17 protein-coding genes are annotated in these 20,001 nt (G+C 49.5%); 8 read left to right on the top strand and 9 right to left on the bottom strand.

From position 1 onward, the window contains the following. Positions 1-26 precede the first annotated feature (26 nt). Positions 27-2,183 (bottom strand): ATP-dependent DNA helicase RecG, encoded by a 2,157-nt coding sequence (gene recG, locus ACO0LB_RS04575; protein WP_423046942.1) that lies wholly within the window; start codon positions 2,181-2,183, stop codon positions 27-29. A gap of 181 nt (positions 2,184-2,364) precedes the next feature. On the opposite strand from recG, the gene queA reads away from it, so the two are divergent. From queA to ACO0LB_RS04540, 7 genes are all read left to right on the top strand, one after another. Further along, positions 2,365-3,408 (top strand): tRNA preQ1(34) S-adenosylmethionine ribosyltransferase-isomerase QueA, encoded by a 1,044-nt coding sequence (gene queA, locus ACO0LB_RS04570; RefSeq protein ID WP_423046940.1) that lies wholly within the window; start codon positions 2,365-2,367, stop codon positions 3,406-3,408. A gap of 197 nt (positions 3,409-3,605) precedes the next feature. Continuing rightward, entirely contained in the window at positions 3,606-4,739 is a 1,134-nt protein-coding gene (tgt, locus tag ACO0LB_RS04565; protein ID WP_423046938.1) for a tRNA guanosine(34) transglycosylase Tgt, read from the top strand. A gap of 194 nt (positions 4,740-4,933) precedes the next feature. After that, entirely contained in the window at positions 4,934-5,269 is a 336-nt protein-coding gene (gene yajC, locus ACO0LB_RS04560) for a preprotein translocase subunit YajC (RefSeq protein ID WP_423046936.1), read from the top strand. A 77-nt stretch (positions 5,270-5,346) separates the two neighbouring features. Then, positions 5,347-7,221, top strand: a complete 1,875-nt coding sequence (gene secD / locus ACO0LB_RS04555) for a protein translocase subunit SecD (RefSeq protein WP_423046934.1) — start codon at positions 5,347-5,349, stop codon at positions 7,219-7,221. 31 nt (positions 7,222-7,252) lie between these two features. After that, on the top strand, positions 7,253-8,194 hold the full coding sequence (secF, locus tag ACO0LB_RS04550; RefSeq protein ID WP_423046932.1) for a protein translocase subunit SecF: 942 nt from the start codon (positions 7,253-7,255) through the stop codon (positions 8,192-8,194). Between the two features lie 165 nt (positions 8,195-8,359). Next, complete coding sequence (locus ACO0LB_RS04545; protein WP_423046930.1) at positions 8,360-9,646, top strand: efflux RND transporter periplasmic adaptor subunit; 1,287 nt, start codon at positions 8,360-8,362, stop codon at positions 9,644-9,646. Then, the gene (locus ACO0LB_RS04540; protein WP_423046928.1) at positions 9,643-12,729 is read left to right on the top strand and encodes an efflux RND transporter permease subunit; all 3,087 of its coding nucleotides are present in this window, start codon (positions 9,643-9,645) and stop codon (positions 12,727-12,729) included. Before ACO0LB_RS04545 ends, ACO0LB_RS04540 begins: the two co-directional genes overlap by 4 nt. Before the next feature lie 331 nt (positions 12,730-13,060). Here the strand turns inward: ACO0LB_RS04540 and ACO0LB_RS04535 are convergent, their stop codons facing one another. The 5 genes from ACO0LB_RS04535 to purB form a co-directional block, all read right to left on the bottom strand. Beyond that, on the bottom strand, positions 13,061-13,612 hold the full coding sequence (locus ACO0LB_RS04535) for a MarR family winged helix-turn-helix transcriptional regulator (protein ID WP_423046926.1): 552 nt from the start codon (positions 13,610-13,612) through the stop codon (positions 13,061-13,063). A 282-nt stretch (positions 13,613-13,894) separates the two neighbouring features. Continuing rightward, positions 13,895-14,464: a YceI family protein gene (locus ACO0LB_RS04530; RefSeq protein ID WP_423046924.1), complete on the bottom strand. Its 570-nt coding sequence runs from the start codon at positions 14,462-14,464 to the stop codon at positions 13,895-13,897. 56 nt (positions 14,465-14,520) lie between these two features. Next, positions 14,521-15,084, bottom strand: coding sequence for a YceI family protein (locus tag ACO0LB_RS04525; protein ID WP_423046922.1), 564 nt, complete (start codon positions 15,082-15,084; stop codon positions 14,521-14,523). Positions 15,085-15,105: 21 nt separating this feature from the next. Beyond that, positions 15,106-15,648: a cytochrome b gene (locus tag ACO0LB_RS04520; protein WP_423046920.1), complete on the bottom strand. Its 543-nt coding sequence runs from the start codon at positions 15,646-15,648 to the stop codon at positions 15,106-15,108. Positions 15,649-16,112: 464 nt separating this feature from the next. Beyond that, a complete protein-coding gene (gene purB, locus ACO0LB_RS04515) occupies positions 16,113-17,480 on the bottom strand; it encodes an adenylosuccinate lyase (protein WP_423046918.1) in 1,368 nt (455 codons plus the stop codon). 262 nt (positions 17,481-17,742) lie between these two features. Here purB and ACO0LB_RS04510 point away from each other — a divergent pair, with 262 nt between their 5' ends. Then, positions 17,743-18,351, top strand: coding sequence for a glutathione S-transferase N-terminal domain-containing protein (locus tag ACO0LB_RS04510; RefSeq protein ID WP_423046916.1), 609 nt, complete (start codon positions 17,743-17,745; stop codon positions 18,349-18,351). Positions 18,352-18,467: 116 nt separating this feature from the next. On the opposite strand, the gene bfr is transcribed toward ACO0LB_RS04510, so the two are convergent. From bfr to ACO0LB_RS04495, 3 genes are read right to left on the bottom strand one after another with little or no spacing between them, the layout of a single operon-like run. Then, complete coding sequence (bfr, locus tag ACO0LB_RS04505; protein WP_423046914.1) at positions 18,468-18,944, bottom strand: bacterioferritin; 477 nt, start codon at positions 18,942-18,944, stop codon at positions 18,468-18,470. A 57-nt stretch (positions 18,945-19,001) separates the two neighbouring features. Continuing rightward, complete coding sequence (locus ACO0LB_RS04500) at positions 19,002-19,703, bottom strand: energy transducer TonB (RefSeq protein WP_423047190.1); 702 nt, start codon at positions 19,701-19,703, stop codon at positions 19,002-19,004. 2 nt (positions 19,704-19,705) lie between these two features. Then, on the bottom strand, positions 19,706-19,960 hold the full coding sequence (locus ACO0LB_RS04495; RefSeq protein ID WP_423046912.1) for a (2Fe-2S)-binding protein: 255 nt from the start codon (positions 19,958-19,960) through the stop codon (positions 19,706-19,708). Positions 19,961-20,001 lie beyond the last annotated feature (41 nt).

Raw genomic sequence — 20,001 nt, 5'->3', positions numbered from 1 at the left:
GCAGGTCTTCTTCAGGACGCAGAGCATCAGACCCGTAAAAACTCTTCCCGGTTCCCCAGCCAGCGCTCCAGATGTGCGGCAACAGTCAGCGGATCATTGCTCAGTAATTCGCAGGCCAGATTGCGTGCTTTTTCTACCAGCCATTGATCAGTGTCGAGATTAGCAAAACGCAACATTGCTTCGCCTGACTGGCGTGCACCGAGAAATTCTCCCGGGCCGCGTAATTCGAGGTCTTTACGTGCAATTTCAAAGCCATCATTGCTTTCACGCATGATCGCCAGCCGCTGTCTGGCGGTTCCACCCAATGGCCCCTGATACAGCAGCAAACATGCACTGGCCGCGGCACCGCGCCCGACGCGCCCGCGCAACTGATGCAATTGTGATAGTCCGAAACGTTCAGCATGTTCAATCACCATCAGGCTGGCATTCGGTACATCGACCCCGACTTCGATCACTGTCGTGGCAACCAGTAATTGCGAGCGATGCTGGATAAAGTCTTCCATCACGGCCTGTTTTTCGGCAGGCTTTAAACGCCCATGCACCAGCCCGACCTGTATATCCGGCAATGCCGCGGCGAGCATGGCGTGGGTATCGGTCGCTGTTTGCAGTTGCAGGGTTTCGGATTCTTCAATCAGCGGACATACCCAATAAACTTGTTTGCCTTCCTGCGTTGCGGCATGAACACGGGCAATCACTTCCTCACGGCGGTTCTGGTCAATCACACGGGTGACAATCGGCGTCCGTCCTGGTGGTAGTTCATCAATAACAGACACTTCCAGATCAGCAAAATAGGTCATGGCCAGTGTGCGCGGTATCGGTGTGGCAGACATCATCAGTTGATGCGGCACTTTGCCTGCTTCTGCCTTGTTCGCCAGATTCAGACGCTGGCTGACGCCAAAGCGATGCTGCTCGTCCACAATGACCAGCCCCAACTTTTTGAACTGTACCGAATCCTGTATTAATGCATGAGTGCCAATGACCAATTGTGCTTCACCTGAACTGATGAGTGCATTGGCAAGGTCTTTTTCTTTCTTTTTTAAACTACCTGTCAGCCACGCTGTTTTGACGCCCAGTGGTTCCAGCCAGGTAGCAATTTTTTTGAAATGCTGTTCTGCCAGAATTTCTGTCGGTGCCATCATGGCAGCCTGAAAACCATTGTCGATCGCCTGCGCTGCCGCCAGCGCTGCGACAATAGTTTTCCCACTGCCGACATCACCTTGCAACAGACGTTGCATGGGAAATTGTTCGCGCAGATCGGCACGGATTTCTGCCAGCACTTTTTCCTGGGCGCCGGTCAGGGAGAAAGGCAGATTCAGTAAAAATGCATTGCTGAGTTCGCCTACGATGGGCAAGGCACTGGCACCTTTACTGCGACGTGTGATCTGGGCGCGTTTGAGCGACAGTTGTTGTGCTAGCAGTTCGTCGAATTTCATCCTTTCCCACGCCGGATGTTCACGCTCAATCAGACTGTGCTGGTCTATGTCTGGCGGCGGATTGTGCAGGGTACGCACACTGGCTTCAAAACTTTGCAAGCCAAGTGCGGCCAGTCTGGAGGCCGATAAGGTGTCTCGCCACTGTATCCGCAGCAGCGCATTGGAAATCGCTTTGCGCAACAGTGCCTGAGGAACACCTTCGGCGGAATGGTAGACAGGTGTCAGCACCGTAGGCAGTGGCGCACCTTCCACCACGATTTTATAGGTGGGGTGTACCATTTCGGCGCCAAGAAAGCCATGTCGCAACTCGCCGCGCGCGCGTATCCGTATGCCCACGGCGAGTTGTTTGATCTGGCTGCCATAGAAATTCAAAAAGCGTAAAACGACTTGCCCGCTATCATCAGCAATGGTCACAACCAATTGACGCCGTGGTCGGTACTGAACGTCGGATTCTGTAATCACGCCTTCTATCTGGACATTGCTGCCGCCGCGGAAGCCGGCATCATGCATGCTGGTGACAACGGTTTCGTCTTCATAACGCATGGGCAGATGCAGGGCAAAGTCCATATCCTTGCGCAAACCTAGTCGGGCCAGTTTCTCGCTGGCTTTGCTGGTATTGTTTTTGGCGGTGCTTTTGGTGTCGTGTTGATTTGCAGCAGTTTTGACAGCGGCTTTTTTACGGGAGGAGCCAGTGGCGGCGGCCGGTGGTGGCAGCGTTTCGGCACATGCATTTTGGTCTTCAGCTGCCATGGGTGTAAAATGGTGGGTTTTGCTGTTGGCTCTATTGATCGAAAAACAATCAGCAGATGAATCTGTGGACGAACCAGCAGACGAATCAGCAAACGTTTTGCAGACAATCATTGTCGGCTTATTCTACTGATTTTTTATACAGTGCGCAGCATTTTGTTCCATTTCCTTTGGTTTTCCACGCATGAAATATTCTTTGAGTGACTTTGATTTTGATCTGCCTGACGATTTAATCGCGCAAATGCCATTGCCGGACAGAACTGCGTCACGGTTATTGCATGTTGACGGCGATCGGCTGGTTGATCGCCACTTTGCCGATGTGATTGATCAGTTGTCGGCTGGTGATGTGCTGGTATTTAACGATACGCGAGTGCTGAAAGCCCGCTTTTTTGGTGTCAAGGAAACCGGTGGTAAGGTGCAGTTGCTGGTAGAGCGCGTCTTGTCGAATACAGATGGCAATCATCGCGTACTGGTGCAGATGCGGGCGTCTAAAGCGCCACTCTCCGGCAGTAAAATCCGTCTGGCAGAGGCGTTTGATGTGACAGTCGGTGAACGTGAAGGGGAGTTTTTCACCCTGTTATTCCCGAGTGACATTTTTACCCTGCTGGAAACCTACGGACGCTTGCCATTGCCGCCGTATATTGAGCATGATGCAGACGATTTTGATGAGCAGCGTTATCAGACGGTGTATAACCGTGCTCCCGGTGCTGTCGCCGCACCAACTGCGGGTCTGCATTTTGATCATGCGCTTTTGCAGGCATGTGAAGCGAAAGGAATCAAGCTCGCCTATGTAACTTTGCACGTCGGTGCCGGTACCTTTCAGCCTGTCAGAACCGAAAACCTGGCAGAACACGTCATGCACAGTGAATGGTATACCGTGCCACAAGAAACCGTGGATGCCATCAGAGCGGCTAAAACGGCAGGGGGGCAAGTGATCGCTGTCGGTACTACCAGCATGCGCGCACTGGAATCTGCCTCCCAGAGTGGTGAATTGCTTGCAGGCAGCGCTGATACGCAGATGTTTATCACGCCTGGTTATGTGTTTCAGACGGTCGATCGCCTGATCACCAATTTTCATTTGCCTAAATCAACGTTGATGATGCTGGTGTCTGCATTTGCCGGTTATGACCGTATCAAAGCGGCTTATGCGCATGCGATTGCGCAGCGATACCGCTTTTTCAGTTATGGTGATGCCATGTTATTGACCAACACTTCTGATGTGAAATGAGTTGGTGTGAAGGGGGATGCTGCGATGTATCCGTGATGTATCTGTGACGCACCAGATACCGCTGGCATCAATGGCATAACGAATGCAGCCCATGTGCACCATGTACTAAATGTATCAGGTCAAATCAGATACCCAGCCCGATTCGCTGAAATTAGACCACTATTTATCCTGCCCCTGATGGGGCAGAAGGAAAAAATATGCTTGAATTTACCTTAATCAAAAAAGATAAAACCACTGCCGCACGGCGTGGTCGTGTCAAAGTCAATCACGGTGAAATTGAAACCCCGATTTTCATGCCAGTGGGTACCTACGGTTCTGTCAAAGCGATGTCACCGCTGGAACTGAAAGAAATCGACGCGCATATTATTCTGGGCAACACCTTCCATCTGTGGCTGCGTCCTGGTCTGGATGTGGTGAATAAATTCGGCGGTCTCCATGACTTCATGGGCTGGGACAAGCCTATCCTGACTGATTCTGGCGGCTTTCAGGTTTTTTCTCTGGGCGCGATGCGCAAAATTACGGAAGAGGGTGTGAAGTTTGCATCACCGATCAGCGGCGAGCGCTTGTTTCTGTCGCCGGAAATTTCTATGCAGATACAGCGGGCACTGAATTCCGATATCGTCATGCAGTTTGATGAATGCACTCCTTACGAAATTGATGGCAGACCGGCTACCACTGAAGAAGCTGGCAAATCGATGCGCATGTCCTTGCGCTGGGCAAAGCGCTCAATTGATGAGTTTCATCAGGGCGAAAACCCCAATGCCTTGTTTGGTATTGTCCAGGGCGGGATGTTCGAGCATCTGCGTGATGAATCGCTGGAAGGGCTCAATGAACTGGGCTTTCATGGCATGGCGATTGGCGGTTTGTCGGTCGGTGAACCCAAAGAAGACATGATGCGGATTCTGGCGCACACAGGACCTAAGCTGCCGGAAAACAAGCCGCACTACCTGATGGGTGTTGGCACTCCGGAAGATCTGGTGGCGGGTGTGGCAAATGGTATTGATATGTTCGATTGTGTGATGCCGACCAGAAACGCCCGAAACGGCTGGATTTTCACGCGTTTCGGCGATGTCAAAATCAAAAATGCGCGTTACAAGGAAGATAAAGAACCTCTGGATGCCACATGTGAATGCTATGCCTGCAAGAATTTCTCTCGCGCCTATCTGCATCATTTGCATCGTACCGGCGAAATTCTCGGTGCACGCCTGAATACGATACACAACCTGCATTACTACCTTGATCTGATGAAAAACATTCGCACTGCACTGGATGAAGAACGTTTCCCTGAGTTTGTTCAACAATTCCATGCTGATCGTGCGCGTGGTATCTAGGTGCGCGAGTGTCTGGAAGTGGTGACTCTGGCCGTGTTTGCCTGCGCCGACACCACAATTTTGTCTGAGTCATGAGACGCAATGCTAGAATGTGGCGCTTTGCTGGTTGAAACTGCCTTCTTTGGCACAATTTACAAGAATCACAGTTGGCTTTGCGCTGGCTGAACTATTTGAATAATGAACGGAGTCTGAACGTGTTTATTTCTAACGCTTACGCACAATCTGCTGGTGGCCTTGGTGGTCTGGGTGGTGGTGAAGGTCTGATGAGTTTTCTGCCTATCATCCTGATGTTCGTGGTGCTGTATTTCCTGATGATACGTCCACAGATGAAGCGCCAGAAAGAACAAAAATCCATGATGGATGCGCTGGCCAAAAATGACGAAGTTGTGACAGTCGGCGGCGTACTCGGCAAAGTCACCAAAGTGACAGATGCGTATGTCACGATCGAAGTTGCCACCGGTACTGAAATCGTCGTACAAAAAGTAGCAGTCACCATGTTGCTGCCTAAAGGCACCATTAAAGCGATTTAATCAGTCCATATCAGCAACGCAGTCCCGATACCAGTGGACTGCGTTGTGCTTTTCAGCTTCCATTTATTTTCCTCACTATGAACCGCTACCCTCTCTGGAAGTACCTGTTGATCCTGATAGCGCTGGTGTTTGGTGGCATTTATACAGCACCAAATTTTTTTGGCGAATCCCCTGCGGTACAGATCAGTAGCGCAAAATCAACGGTCAAAATTGACAATGCCATGACGACACGTGTCGAACAGGCGTTGCAACAGGCCGGTCTCAAAGACAATGGCATCTTCTATGATTTCAATGGATTGCAAGGGACAGTACGAGCACGTTTCGACAATACTGATACCCAATTCAAGGCCAAAGATTTACTGGAAAAAACGCTGAATACCGACCCGGCAGATCCTACCTATACCGTTGCGTTTAACCTGCTGTCGAATACGCCGAAATGGCTGCAAAGCCTGAATGCGTTACCGATGTATCTTGGTCTGGATTTGCGTGGTGGCGTTCATTTTCTGATGCAGGTCGATACCAAGGCCGTACTCAGCAAACGTATTCAGGGTTTGCAGTCGAGCGTGCGCGTCAGCTTGCGTGACAAAGAAATTCGTCATACCGGCATCAGCCGCGATGGTGATCTGCTTACTGTCAAATTCCGTGATGCAGAAACACGCAATGCCGCCAAAGCACTGCTGGCATCGCAGATGACGGACATCAATTTGCAGGATGTGGCGGGTGATAACACGGATTTTGCCATCCAGCTCAGCCTCAAGCCAGAGTCTCTGAAAGCAGTCGTCACAGAAGGCGTCAAACAAAATATTACTGCTTTGTCCAAGCGCGTGAACGAGCTGGGTGTTGCTGAGCCGATTATTCAGCAGCAAGGGCCGGATCGTATCGTGGTGCAGTTGCCGGGTGTGCAGGACGTGGCGCGGGCAAAGGAAATTATTGGTCGTACCGTGACATTGGAAGTTCGTCTGTCGGATGAATCAGTGATTGGCGCGATTGACGATAATACCGCGGTGCCATTTGGTTCTGAGCTGTTCAAGGTCGGTCGCGGTGCGCCAGCTATTTTGTACAAAGACCCTGTCATTACCGGTGACTATATTGCCGGGGCTTCTGCCAGCTTTGATGAGCATCAGCAACCTGCGGTCAGCATTGATCTGAACGGTGACGGTGGACGCAAGATGCGCGAAGCGACACGTAATAAAATTGGCAAAAAAATGGCGATTGTGCTGTTCGAAAAAGGCAAGGGTGAAGTGCTGACCGTGGCGACGATTCAGGATGAACTCGGTTCACGTTTCCGTATCACTGGCATGGGAACACCGGCTGCGTCTGCTGATCTCGCGTTGTTGCTGCGTGCGGGTTCTCTTGCAGCACCGATGGATATTATCGAAGAACGTACGATCGGCCCGCAGCTTGGCGTAGAAAACATTAAGCAGGGACGTAATTCCACACTGTATGGTTTTGCTGCAATCTCGGTATTCATGATCGCTTACTACATGCTGTTTGGCTTTTTCAGCGTGCTGGCGTTGTCCGTTAATCTGTTGTTGCTGGTGGCGTTACTGTCCTTGCTGCAAGCAACGTTAACACTGCCTGGTATTGCTGCGATTGCTCTGGCCCTGGGGATGGCGATTGACTCCAACGTGTTGATTAATGAACGTATCCGCGAAGAGCTGCGCGCTGGTAAATCGCCGCAAAAAGCGATTGAAGAAGGTTTCGGTCACGCATGGTCAACGATTCTGGATTCGAACGTGACGACCTTAATTGTCGGTCTGGCGTTGTTGATCTTTGGTTCCGGTGCGATTCGTGGTTTTGCGGTGGTGCATTGTCTGGGTATTCTGACGTCGATTTTCTCGTCTGTATTCATGTCCCGTGGTGTGGTGAATCTCTGGTATGGACGTCAGAAAAAACTCAGTTCGGTTTCTATCGGACAGATATGGAAACACAGCGATGATGCTGCCAAATAATCGCATTGCCTAGATAACTCAGGAATTTATTATGGAATTATTTCGCATCAAAAAAGACATTCCTTTCATGCGCCATGCGCTGATTTTTAATGTCATTTCCGCTTTGACGTTTGTTGCAGCAGTTTTTTTCTTGTTGCACAAGGGTTTGCATTTTTCTGTTGAATTTACAGGTGGTACCGTGATGGAAGTCACGTACGCCAAAGCAGCAGATGTGGACGCTATTCGTAAAACGGTAGAAAACCTTGGCTATACGGATGCACCGGTGCAGACCTTTGGTAAGGCGCAGGATGTTGTCATCCGTTTGCCTTTGCCGAAAAAAGACGCATCGGCAGCACAGCAAACCGACATCGTGTTGCAGGCACTCAAAGCAAAAGACCCGGACGTGAAATTGCAAAGGGTTGAGCAGGTTGGTGCGCAGGTGGGTGACGAGCTGGCACACGATGGCTTGATGGCATTGCTGATGGTGGTGGTCGGTGTCGTGATTTATCTGGCTTTCCGCTTTGAATGGAAATTCGCGGTCGCCGCGATTGTGGCAAACTTGCATGACGTCGTAATTATTCTCGGCTTCTTCGCCTTCTTTCAGTGGGAATTCAATCTGTCGGTACTGGCTGCGGTATTGGCGGTGCTGGGTTATTCGGTGAATGAATCGGTGGTTATTTTTGATCGTATTCGTGAGAATTTCCGCAAGCAACGCAAAATGTCGGTGAAAGAAGTCATCGATAATGCGATTACCAGCACGATTTCCCGTACCATCATCACGCACGGTTGTACTCAGATGATGGTGCTGTCGATGCTGCTGATCGGTGGTCCGACTTTGCATTACTTTGCGGTAGCGCTGACGATTGGTATTTGCTTCGGTATTTATTCTTCCGTATTTGTGGCCGCCGCAATCGCGATGTGGCTGGGCGTGAAACGGGAAGATCTGATCAAACCAGTAAAAGAAAAAGACGATACTGACGGTGCGGTTGTTTAAGACCGTTTTTAGTAACGGAAAGTATAAAAGAACCAAGCCAGCACTCGTGCTGGCTTTTTCTTTGTTAGCATTTCTGCTCAGAACTTTTAATGCAGAAAACAGTCGAAATGATGCTGCCCATCATGAGCGGCACAGACAGTCATCTGTACAGGATATGAAATTGATATGAGTAAATTGAAAACCTTGATCACAGTTGTGGCAGTTGCTGCAATTGCCGGCGGCGCTTACACAGTACTTTCACCGACACAAAAAAATGAAGGGGACAAGCAAGGCGCGGCCGCGAATGCACAAGGTTCTGGTAGTGGCGCGCAGAATCGTACAGTGGCGGTTTCGACTGTGGTGGCACAACGCCGGGATTATCCTGTCCGCATCACTGCCAACGGTGTTGTATCGGCGTTAAACACAGTCGATATTCGTCCGCAGGTGACGAGCACTGTCAGCAAAGTACATATCAAGGAGGGGCAATTTGTTCGGGCTGGTGATGTGTTGTTCACGCTGGATAGCCGGCCTGATGAAGTCAATTTAGCCAAGGCACAGGCACAATTAGACAAAGATCTGGCGACCCTGGCTGACTTTCAGCGGCAGCTTGTGCGTAGCCGTGATCTGGTCGCAAAAAAATTCATTGCACAAAGTGCTTTGGATACCAGTCAGACTCAGGTAGATGCCCAACAGGCAGTGATTGCCTCCGATAAAGCTGCCATTGCTGCTGCCCGCGTGGCTCTCAGTTACGACAAAATCGTGGCTCCATCGGCAGGGCGTACGGGCATTATCAGCGTGTTTCCGGGCTCGTTGGTACAACCAACGGCGACAGCAAGTCCGCTGGTGACGATCACTCAGATGGACCCTGTCAGCGTGACTTTTACACTGCCTCAACGTAACTTGCCAGATGCGCTGGAGAGCATGAAGCGCAGCGATAGTTATGTGTTGGCGATCTTGCCGGATGGCGCTGGTAAATTCAAAGGCAAACTACAATTTGTCGATAATGCCGTTGATATCACCTCCGGCACGATTAAGGTCAAAGCGGTGTTTGATAACAAAGAGCTCAAACTCTGGCCCGGTGCGTATGTCAATCTGGAACTCAGTGTGCAGACATTGAAAGACGTCGTGGTGGTTCCGCAGGATGCGGTGATCGTCGGCGCCCGCGGCACATCGGTGTATGTCATGAACGCTGAATCCAAAGCAGAAATCAAACCAGTCACGGTGACGAATAGTTTTGGAAATGATGCCGTGATTACCGGCATTGATGCTGGTGCTCAGGTGGTTGTCGAGGGTAAGCAGAATGTACGTCCCGGCGCGATGTTGAAAGTACGCAGTGATGAACCCAAAGACAAAAATAAAAGTAAAAAAGCAGATACAGCAGACTCTGCATCTGCTGCAGGCAGTTCATCGACTCCTGCCGGTTCTGTCAATCCCGCCAGCGTCCCAGCTTCCGCCGCAGCGAGTGCATCATGAATTTGTCTGAGTTGTTTATCCGTCGTCCGGTGATGACGGTGTTGTTAAATATATCGATTGTGATTGCCGGCGTTCTGGCCTATCGCTATATCCCGATTGCGGCATTGCCGAGCTATAACACACCCGTGATCAGTGTCAGTGCCAATTTGCCGGGTGCCAGCCCTGAGACGATGGCGACGTCCGTGGCATTGCCGCTGGAGAAGCAGTTTGCGACGATTCCCGGCCTGTCGGTGATCAGCTCCAGCAACACGATAGGCAATACTTCTCTGACTCTGGAATTTGATCAGAACCGTAACATCGATGTTGCGGCGGTTGATGTGCAGGCGGCGTTGTTGCGCGCTCAGCGCTCGCTGCCGGTGGATATGACATCGCCGCCGTCGTATCGCAAAGTTAATCCGGCAGATGCGCCGGTATTGGTGCTGGCGCTGCGTTCGCCCTCACTCACGCTGTCTGAACTGACCAGTTATGCCGAACACCTGATTTCGCCAAGTCTGTCTACCCTTGACGGTGTGGCGCAGGTGAATATCTTTGGTACCAAGCGCTACGCAGTCCGTGTCAGAGTCAGGCCGGAAGAACTGGCATCGCGCAACATTACGCTGGATGAACTGTCTGCCAGCATACGTACGTCCAATGCGAACACGCCTGTAGGTACCATTGACGGTGATAAACAGACGCTGACTATTCTTGCGAACAAACAGCTGACCAACGCCAAAGAGTTCTCCAATCTGGTGGTCAGCAATAAGAACGGGACGGTGGTTTATTTACGTGACGTGGCGGTTGTCGAAGACAGTTATGAGACGGTGAAATCAGCCTCCAACTATAACGGTGAGCCTTCGATTACGCTGGGGATACAACGTCAGACGGATGCCAATACCGTCAAGGTGGTGGATTCAATCAAGGCGGCGCTGCCGGGCTTTCAGGCGCAGTTGCCCGCGTCGGTCAAAATCGGTCTGGTCAATGACCGCTCGGTTTCTGTACGTGACGCTTTGCACGATGTGAATCTGACACTGATGCTGACCATTGTGCTGGTCGTGATTGTGATTTTTCTGTTCTTGCGAAGAATGGTCGCGACGCTGATACCGACACTCTCTCTGCCAGTCTCGCTGGTTGGTGCGATCAGTTTGTTATGGGGCTTTGGGTACACCCTCGATAACGTGTCATTGCTGGGGCTGACGCTGGCGGTTGGTCTGGTGGTCGATGATGCGATCGTGATGCTGGAAAATATCATGCGTCATGTCGAGAATGGTGAGCCACCGTTCAAAGCGGCTTTGCAGGGATCGCGTGAAGTCGGTTTTACGATTATCTCGATATCGACTTCGCTGGTAGCTGTGTTTATTCCTATCTTCTTTATGCCGGGCGTGATTGGCCAGTTGTTCCATGAATTTGCAGTGATCGTCAGTCTGGCGATTCTGGCTTCTGCTTTTGTTTCGCTGACACTGGTGCCGATGCTGGCCAGTCGGTTTCTGAAGAGCGAGCATGAGATGAAGGCGCCACCGAAAGCCATTGCGTCCATACTGCACGTATTTGAAACCAGCTTTGATTCCTCGTTGCGTTTTTACACCCGCATTCTGGATTTGGCACTGCGTTACAAGCGCACCGTGTTGATGATTGCCTTGCTGACTTTTCTGGCAACGGCGTATCTGTTTAAAACGATACCAAAAGGATTTTTCCCACAAGAAGACATCGGGCAGATCAATGTAACGACCGAAGCAGCTGAAGATACCTCGTTTCCAGCGATGCTGATATTGCAGGAAAAAGCTGCCAAAATTATTCGCGATGATCCGAATATATTGACGGTCGCGTCCTTTAACGGTGGCAGTGGATCACAAAATACCGGGCGCATGTTTGTGAACCTGAAGCCGCGCAACGAGCGTAAGCCCATGAAAGAGGTCGTCGATGGTTTGCGCAATAAGCTCAAAGACGTTGCAGGCATTAATGTTTTCTTGCGTCCTACACAAAATTTGCAGTTGGGTGGCCGGCAAAGTAAAAGTCAGTACCAGTATATTTTGCAAAGTGTGGAAGCGGGCGAGCTGAATAACTGGGCCGATCGCTTGCAGGAAAAATTACGTGCCGATCCGGGCTTCAAGGATGTCACGACCGACTCCCAGCTCAAAGGTTTGCAGGCATCGATTGATATTGATCGCGACCGTGCCAATAAACTCGGCTTGGGGATGGATGGCATCCGTTCTGCGTTGTACAGCGCATTTGGTGAGCGCCAGATTTCTACGATGTACACCAATGTAGATAGTTATCAGGTCATTCTTGAAGTCGGCAGCGACGCCAAGAAAGATGAAGGAGCGATTAATGGTATTTATGTCCGCAGCAATACTGGTGCCATTATTCCACTCTCGAGTGTGGCAACGGTAAAGCGCACAGTAGGACCTACGTCGATTAATCACGTAGGTCAGCTACAGGCAGTGACGGTATCGTTTAACTTGGCGCCGGGTACCGCGCTTGGTGAGGCAACGAAACGGATTGATCAGTATCGTACCGAGATCAAGTTGCCATCGTCGATTATCACCACCTATGGTGGCGATGCGGCTGTCTTTAAAGACTCACAATCCGGGCAGGTCGTGTTGATTGTGGCAGCATTGATGGTGATTTATGTGTTGCTCGGCGTGTTATACGAAAGTTATATTCATCCGATTACCATTCTGGCAGGCTTGCCATCGGCCGCTGTCGGGGCTTTGCTGACCTTGCGCTGGTTTGGCGAAGATCTGACATTGATTGCCACGATCGGTATTTTATTGCTGATTGGTATCGTCAAGAAAAACGCGATCATGATGATTGACTTCGCGTTAGATGCGCAGCGCCATCACCATATGTCGCCAGCAGAAGCAATCCGGGAAGCCTGTATTCAACGTTTCCGTCCTATCATGATGACCACTCTGGCGGCATTGGTGGGCGCTTTGCCTATCGCGCTGGGGCTTGGCGCTGGTGCTGAATTACGGCAGCCGCTGGGTCTGGCCGTTGTTGGCGGGCTGGTGTTCTCGCAAGCGATTACCTTGTTCATCACGCCGGTGATTTATCTGGCACTGGATCGCTTTAGCGGTAGCGGTCCGATCGTCGGAGATCATCTGTAATCAGCATACTCCCCCTCAATATCATCGATTTCGCCTTGTTGTCGGCATAATATAAGGCGGGTTAAAAAATACTGAGGGGAGTATATTTCAGGCTTCAAAGTGCCGTCAGCGTACTGTTATGCGGATGTATCTGGAAAGCTGGTTCGTACAAGAGTAAAACCAGGCGGTAAGGCAAGTTGATAAGGTCGTCTGCTGCGGGCGTTCATGAGCTTCTGACTGGGTGCATGCCGGTTCAAAATTTGAGCCGAAGTTTCATCCGATCTTATCCGATCAGATGCGGAAATTCGCTCTTAAATCCTCTCTTAACTCTGCCCTGTAATCGCTATCTGACTCAGCTGCTCGTTGCTGTTGATACTGCACTCAACGTCAGTTTCAGTTTGCTTAAGGTGCGTTCGAGTTCCAGATAATCGTCTTCGCTATACGATGTAAAACCCCGCGCACCTTCGTCGATGACTTTAGGAAAAATATCGTCAAATGTCGATTCACCTGTCGCCGTCAATTTAACAAATAACTGCCGCCTGTCTTCTCCGCCACGTTCACGTTGTATCAAGCCTTTTTGTTCGAGGCGGTCGAGCACGCCAGTCAGTGTGCCTTTGGTAATCAGGGTTTTTTCACCTAATTCTTTGCATGTCATTCCGGTGGTGTTGCCCAGCGTTGCGATAATGTCGAACTGTGAATGAGTAAATCCCAGTTGATGCGCACGACGGCCTGCGGTATGTTCGAACAACTGCATACACTCCGCCAGCAAGCGTATACTTTTGAGATAACGTTTTCCCATAATGAACCACAATAAAATAGGACTGACGCAAAACTGTCCTGGCAATCCCAGACAAGCTTTGGTGTTTTGGGAAACATCGCTGATCATTGCATTGATCAATGGCAATTGATGCTCGTCTCGCAAGCAGTCAAACTCTTGCCTCAAACTATGGCTATATCTTGGCGACGAAGGCAGTCAGGGCTTGTACGGAACTTGTATTGAGTATGTACAGCGAGGTGCCATCACGCCGCCGGGGCAGTTTTGCGTCAGTTCTGTAAAAAAATCACTGATCCACAACCAGTGGATCAGTGTTGATACTCGTCTCAAATCATCTTTACTGCCTGCGAGAGAAATGCCCTGCGATCAATGCAGATCAATCCTGACAGGCAGTATCTGACAAGATACTGATTAATCCGCTTTGACTGCTTCTACCTGGATGGCCAGTTTGACTTCTGGCGCAAAGCCGTATGCCATGCCATAGTTCAGACCAAAGTCAGAGCGTTTGAATTCAGCGGATGCATCAGCGCCACATACTTCTTTCTTGAGCATAGGATGCTGGATACACTTGAATTTGTTGATTTTCAGTGTCAATGGTTTTGTCACGCCCAGCAATGTGAAGTTACCTTCAACTGCGACTGGTGCATCACCTTCAAATTTGAAGGAAGTACCTTTGAATGTCGCTGTTGGAAACTGTGCAACATTGAAAATGTCTTTGGATTTTGCATGTTCGTTCATTTTTTCATGACCGAAATCGATAGACGATGTGTCGACAGTGATATCAACCGTACCAGTTTTTGCTGCGCGATCCAGCACGACTTTACCGCTGGATTTAGTGAATTTACCGCGCCATACGGAGATGCCCATATGATCAGCTTCAAAACTTGGGTAAGTGTGATTCGGTTCGATGTTATAGGTTTGCGCAAATACAGGTGCAGCACTGACGAGTAAAGCAGCAGCGATCATGTGACGTAATTTCATGGTGATTTCCTTGTTGGTGGGGGGGCGATAGTGAATCAATAGTGGATCAGTGGATTTTATTGCGTGACAACGTGAAACTTGATAATGACTTCATCGGCAACCATGCCGGTATCTTTCCATTCACCTTCGCCAATATTGAAGGTAAGGCGCTTGATTGGCAGACTGCCATCAAATACTTGTGTAGCGCCTTCTTTTTTGACGCTTAATGGAAAACTGACATCCGCTGTTTTGCCTTTGATCGTCAACTTGCCGTTGACTGTCAGATGCCCGGCCGGACCTGCTTTCATTGATGTAGAGACGAAGCTGGCCTTGGGAAATTGCGCAGTATTAAACCATTCTTTTTTCAGCACTTCCTGATTGTATTGTGGGTCGCCCAGATCAAAACTGACCAGATCAATATCCACATTGGCTTTGGATGCCTCAGGCTTGGCTGCATCGTAATCAATGTTGGCGCTGAATTTTTTGAACTTGGCATCGACCGGCACATTCATTTGTTTGAAGACAATCCCGACGGTACTTTTTGCGGCATCCAGTTTAGCGATGGCGGCCAACGCAGGCAGTGCAACAGCCAGAGCCAGGCCGGCAGCAGTGAGAGTTAGCTGGGTAGAAAAACGTGACATGAGAAATTCCCTTTTAAAAAATTACCGACCTGGCAGCATGCGTTGCAGGATGCCGTCTTTGTCGATGAAATGATGTTTGAGTGCTGCAGCAAAATGTAAGCCAACCACGACCAGCATGACAGTCGTCAGCGTTTCATGTACTTCTTTTAAAATTGGCTTCAACTCTGGATTAGGTGCGATGAACGTAGGAAGTTCAAATAAACCCAGATAGACCACAGGGTATCCCGCAGCTGAAGTATAGAAATAACCAGACAAAGGAACTGCGAACATCAACGCATATAATCCGACATGCGTCAGGCTTGCTGCTTTTTGTTGCCATTGGCTCATGCTATCTGGATAGGCAGGAGCAGGACTGAGTAGTCGTGCCAGCAGGCGCAATGCGACCAATCCCAGAACGGTAACCCCCAACCATTTGTGATACGAATAATATTGCAACTTGGTCGGACTGATTTTCATGTCGGTCATGATAGAGCCGAGAGCAAAGGCAGCGATAATCAGCAACGCCACTATCCAATGCAGAGAAATGGTCAGAAGTGAATAGCGTTTTGTAGATTGGGCAGACATGGCATATTCCTGTTAAAAACATTATTAGTTCGAATTAGAACTAATATTAGCAAAAAAAAAGAAATCGTGCAGAGTCTCTTCATTTTTTGCTGTTAGTGCTCTTGACTCGTTCCTGATCCGCTCTTGCTATCCCTCAGTATTTTTCTGGTCGTGGCTTCGCCTGATTCCGATGAGTAAATACCGGCATCACCAAAAGTCTTGAATGTACTCATCAGGCAGAGGCGAGTTTGTTCAGACGATTGTTGGAGGAAGAGGTTTGACGAATATCTTTGTGCAATAAAGAAGACAAAGCTGAAGCCAAGTCAGAAGTCGCGTAAAAAATCGAGTAAAAAATCGACCAACAGGGTGCAGGGACAAAAAAGCCGCTCAACGGTTGTGAGCGGCTTTTATATGGAACGCGGCAGCTTGCTATCGACAGGTAAAACAGGCGAGCAAGCCTTTTGGTGTAGTCTGGCGTTTCAGCTTCAGATGGCTTTTGCCAGTTTGGCGGCAATACCAATATAGTTAGCAGGTGTCATGGCCAGCAAAACGTCTTTGGCTTCTTGTGGAATGGCCAGACCTTCGACGAATTCACGCAATGCTTCTTTGGAAATACCTTTGCCGCGAGTCAGCTCTTTCAGTTGCTCGTAAGGATTTTCAATCGCATAGCGACGCATGACAGTCTGTACCGGTTCTGCCAGAACTTCCCAGGTTGCATCCAGATCGGCAGCCAGACGTTCTGGATTGGTTTCCAGTTTATTCAGGCCGCGCAGGCAGCTGTCGTAAGCCAGTAGGGTATAACCAAGTGCAACACCGATATTGCGCAGGACAGTGGAATCTGTCAGGTCGCGCTGCCAGCGGGATACGGGTAATTTTTCAGACAAATGACGCAGCAGCGAATTGGCCAAGCCAAGATTGCCTTCGGAATTTTCGAAGTCGATAGGATTCACTTTGTGCGGCATGGTTGAGGAACCGATTTCACCTGCTTTTGTTTTTTGCTTGAAATAACCGACGGAGATATAGCCCCAGATATCACGGTTCAGATCCAGCAAAATTGTGTTGACGCGTGCAAACGCATCAAACATTTCTGCCATGTAGTCATGTGGTTCGATCTGGATGGTGTATGGGTTGTAAGTCAAGCCCAGGCGTTGCTCAATCACGTTTTTAGAGAAACTCTCCCAGTCGTGATGCGGGTAAGCGGATAAATGCGCATTATAGTTGCCGACGGCACCGTTCATTTTGCCGAGAATTTCGACTTGTTCAATACGCTTGATCGCGCGCTGTAAACGAGCGACCACGTTAGCCATTTCTTTGCCCAGCGTAGTCGGGCTGGCCGCCTGACCATGTGTGCGCGACAGCATTGGCACATCTGCATTCTGATGTGCCAGTTCAGTCAGGCGTGCAATGAGCTTTTGCAAGGCTGGCACCATCACGCTGTTACGCGCGGTTTTCAGCATCATGCCATGCGAAGTATTATTAATATCTTCGGAGGTGCAGGCAAAGTGAATGAATTCGCTGGCAGCAACCAGTTCTGGCACATCTTTGACTTGTTCTTTCAGCCAGTATTCCACCGCCTTCACGTCGTGATTCGTGACGGCTTCGATTTCTTTAATACGCTGTGCATCTTGTTCTGAGAATTCAGTGGCCACTTTATCGAGCAAGGCATTTGCCGAGGCCGAGAATGGCTTGATTTCGTCAAAGCCAGCTTGCGACAGCGCTTGCAGCCAGGAAATTTCTACTTTAACGCGGTGATGCATAAAGCCGTATTCGGATAAAGTCGCGCGCAGGGCATCAAGCTTGGATGCGTAACGGCCATCAAGAGGGGACAGGGCTGAAAGAGAAGATAGGGACATGTTGGCTAAAAATGAAGAGTAAGAGAAATGCTAGGGCAAAAAAACAACGATATGAACGGGTCGCCCATATCCGCATTGCCATGCAAACCACTGTATTGATGACAATCAGCAGACTTTTGCATGAAATAACAAGATTTTACCATCAGCCGCAAAGCTGCTCGGTAATATTACATGCAAGTTGCAAACTTCAGCCTTGATGATGGGGGCAGGGTTTGCTGCGGTGCAGTGCTATAATCCGCCGAAAACCACCTACCAATATCCTATGAAACTGATCGGTTCCTTAACAAGTCCTTATGTAAGAAAAGTCCGTGTTGTACTGGCGGAGAAAAAACTCGACTACTCTTTTTTACTGGAAGATGTCTGGAGTGCAGATACCACGATTCAGCAATCTAACCCTCTGGGTAAAGTACCTTGCCTGCTGATGGAAGATGGCGCGGCGATGTCAGACTCCAGAGTGATTGTTGAGTACATCGATACTTTGACACCGGTAGGCAAGTTGATTCCGAGCAATGGCCGTGAGCGTGCAGAAGTGAAGTGCTGGGAAGCCTTAGCCGATGGTATTCTGGATGCGGCTGTTCTGGTTCGCCTGGAAAAAACGCTGCGCCCACCTGAGCAACAAAGCGAGCAATGGGTAGAACGTCAGATGCGCAAAGTCAACGCGGGTCTGAAAACGATTGCCAGTAATCTGGGTGATGCTCCTTATTGCGTTGGCACGCATCTGACATTGGCAGATATCAGTGTGGGTTGTGCATTGGATTGGCTGACTTTCCGTTTTCCGGATATCAGCTGGCGTACTGATTATCCTAATCTGGATAAATTGATGGATAAATTATCTGAGCGTTCTTCTTTCAAAGACACGGTGCCTCAGTAACTTCATCACCTCAGTCACGGTGGCTGTCGTCATCCGTTATGAAGCTGAGCATTACCAATAAAAGCAAAAGGGATGTGCTATCGGCGACATCCCTTTTTTTTGTGTTGATTTGCTGATCAGTCGTCGCCAGCCATCTGGGACTGCAGATAATTTTGTATACCAATCTTTTCTATCAGCTCAATCTGAGTCTCAAGCCAGTCGATATGTTCTTCGGTGTCTTCCAGTATCAATTGAAATAAATCTCTTGAGACATAATCCGCACAGGCTTCGCAGATGGCGATGCCTTCTTTCACAGTTTTTTGTGCAGCGTTTTCCAGTTTGAGGTCGCACTGCAACATTTCCTGTGTATTTTCACCGATCATTAATTTGTGTAATGCCTGTAAATTAGGCAAGCCGCCCAGCATCAGGATGCGGTCTATCAACTTATCGGCGTGCTTCATTTCACCGATAGATTCGGCGTATTCTTTTCCGGCAATTTTTTCCAGCCCCCAATGTTTGTACATTCTGGCATGCAAAAAATATTGGTTGATTGCGCTGAGCTCATTCGTCAGTTGAGCATTCAGCATTTTGATGACTTTTGCGTCGCCTTTCATATCGCTCCCATTGTGTGAAATTGATCGTTCTTCCAATATAGAACATCCGCAAGCATTTTAGCTATCGAGGGAGAAATTAATTGTAGCGGTAGCGATCACGGCAAGTGCTTTACCATTTTCGAGATAGGGCTTAAACAGGGCTTTCTGCACAGCGCTGCGTGCGGCTTCGTCGAGGCGTTGAAAACCGGATGACAGATGGACGTCTACTTTCTCTGCATGTCCTTTTTCATTCACAAGAATACGCAGAGTGACTTTGCCTTCTTCGCCCATGCGGCGCGACATGGGAGGGTAGATGGCCTGAGGTGTCTGCAGATATTCGACAGCGCTTAATAGCTTCGGTTGCGGAGCGGGCATGGTTGACTGGGAGCTGACGTTGCTCGCTGCATCTGTTTCCTGACGTGTGTTTATACTATGCGTTGCGGTGCTGGATGACAGGCTGGCGTTATCCGGAGTCACGTTGCTGATTTCTTGCGTACGAGGAACGGGAATGCTCTGATCTGGCTTGATTGTCGATATAGTAGGCATCGTCGGCTTTGTATTGCTTGTTGCAGAGGATGTTTGTACCGAAGGTGTGGCGACACTGGGCTGTATCAGTGTTAAGAATACTTCTTTGGGTAATAACTTGACAGACTCACGCAGCAGCCCATGTGCAATCGCGTAGAAGAAGCCAACATGCAATAGTACGATCAGCGTCAGTGACACCATGCGTGAGGGGGCCGATGTTGTCGAATGTTCAAATTCATTCACTGGTATGGTCATATTCACGCTGGCACCGCATTAACTTGAATATGCAAACGATCCAGTAACGATTGCAGGCTGCCAGTCGCCTGCGTCAGTTGTTGCTGTTCCTGTTGTTTCAGTGTGGTATGCAATACCTGCTTGGCGCAACGCATGCACTTGCCACAACAGGTACCCACGTCGAGTTCTTGACGTAACTCAGCCATCGTATGTATTCCCGCATGGACGGCGGCTTGTATTTTCTTTTCTGATACGTTGTTGCAGACACAGATAATCATGACAAATTTCCTTGGGCCTTCAATGGGTTTTCAATGAGCCT

This window comes from Undibacterium sp. SXout7W (assembly GCF_049339385.1).
GTDB lineage: Bacteria > Pseudomonadota > Gammaproteobacteria > Burkholderiales > Burkholderiaceae_D > Undibacterium.
Note: the sequence above shows the minus strand (reverse complement) of the source record. Positions and strands in the feature narration are given on the sequence as shown.

What these genes read in the sequence shown, in the direction of transcription:
- recG (WP_423046942.1), bottom strand. Translation starts at nt 2,183, where the DNA reads ATGGCAGCTGAAGACCAAAATGCATGTGCCGAAACGCTGCCACCACCG.
- queA (WP_423046940.1), top strand. Translation starts at nt 2,365, where the DNA reads ATGAAATATTCTTTGAGTGACTTTGATTTTGATCTGCCTGACGATTTA.
- tgt (WP_423046938.1), top strand. Translation starts at nt 3,606, where the DNA reads ATGCTTGAATTTACCTTAATCAAAAAAGATAAAACCACTGCCGCACGG.
- secD (WP_423046934.1), top strand. Translation starts at nt 5,347, where the DNA reads ATGAACCGCTACCCTCTCTGGAAGTACCTGTTGATCCTGATAGCGCTG.
- secF (WP_423046932.1), top strand. Translation starts at nt 7,253, where the DNA reads ATGGAATTATTTCGCATCAAAAAAGACATTCCTTTCATGCGCCATGCG.
- ACO0LB_RS04545 (WP_423046930.1), top strand. Translation starts at nt 8,360, where the DNA reads ATGAGTAAATTGAAAACCTTGATCACAGTTGTGGCAGTTGCTGCAATT.
- ACO0LB_RS04540 (WP_423046928.1), top strand. Translation starts at nt 9,643, where the DNA reads ATGAATTTGTCTGAGTTGTTTATCCGTCGTCCGGTGATGACGGTGTTG.
- ACO0LB_RS04530 (WP_423046924.1), bottom strand. Translation starts at nt 14,464, where the DNA reads ATGAAATTACGTCACATGATCGCTGCTGCTTTACTCGTCAGTGCTGCA.
- ACO0LB_RS04525 (WP_423046922.1), bottom strand. Translation starts at nt 15,084, where the DNA reads ATGTCACGTTTTTCTACCCAGCTAACTCTCACTGCTGCCGGCCTGGCT.
- ACO0LB_RS04520 (WP_423046920.1), bottom strand. Translation starts at nt 15,648, where the DNA reads ATGTCTGCCCAATCTACAAAACGCTATTCACTTCTGACCATTTCTCTG.
- purB (WP_423046918.1), bottom strand. Translation starts at nt 17,480, where the DNA reads ATGTCCCTATCTTCTCTTTCAGCCCTGTCCCCTCTTGATGGCCGTTAC.
- ACO0LB_RS04510 (WP_423046916.1), top strand. Translation starts at nt 17,743, where the DNA reads ATGAAACTGATCGGTTCCTTAACAAGTCCTTATGTAAGAAAAGTCCGT.
- bfr (WP_423046914.1), bottom strand. Translation starts at nt 18,944, where the DNA reads ATGAAAGGCGACGCAAAAGTCATCAAAATGCTGAATGCTCAACTGACG.
- ACO0LB_RS04500 (WP_423047190.1), bottom strand. Translation starts at nt 19,703, where the DNA reads ATGACCATACCAGTGAATGAATTTGAACATTCGACAACATCGGCCCCC.
- ACO0LB_RS04495 (WP_423046912.1), bottom strand. Translation starts at nt 19,960, where the DNA reads ATGATTATCTGTGTCTGCAACAACGTATCAGAAAAGAAAATACAAGCC.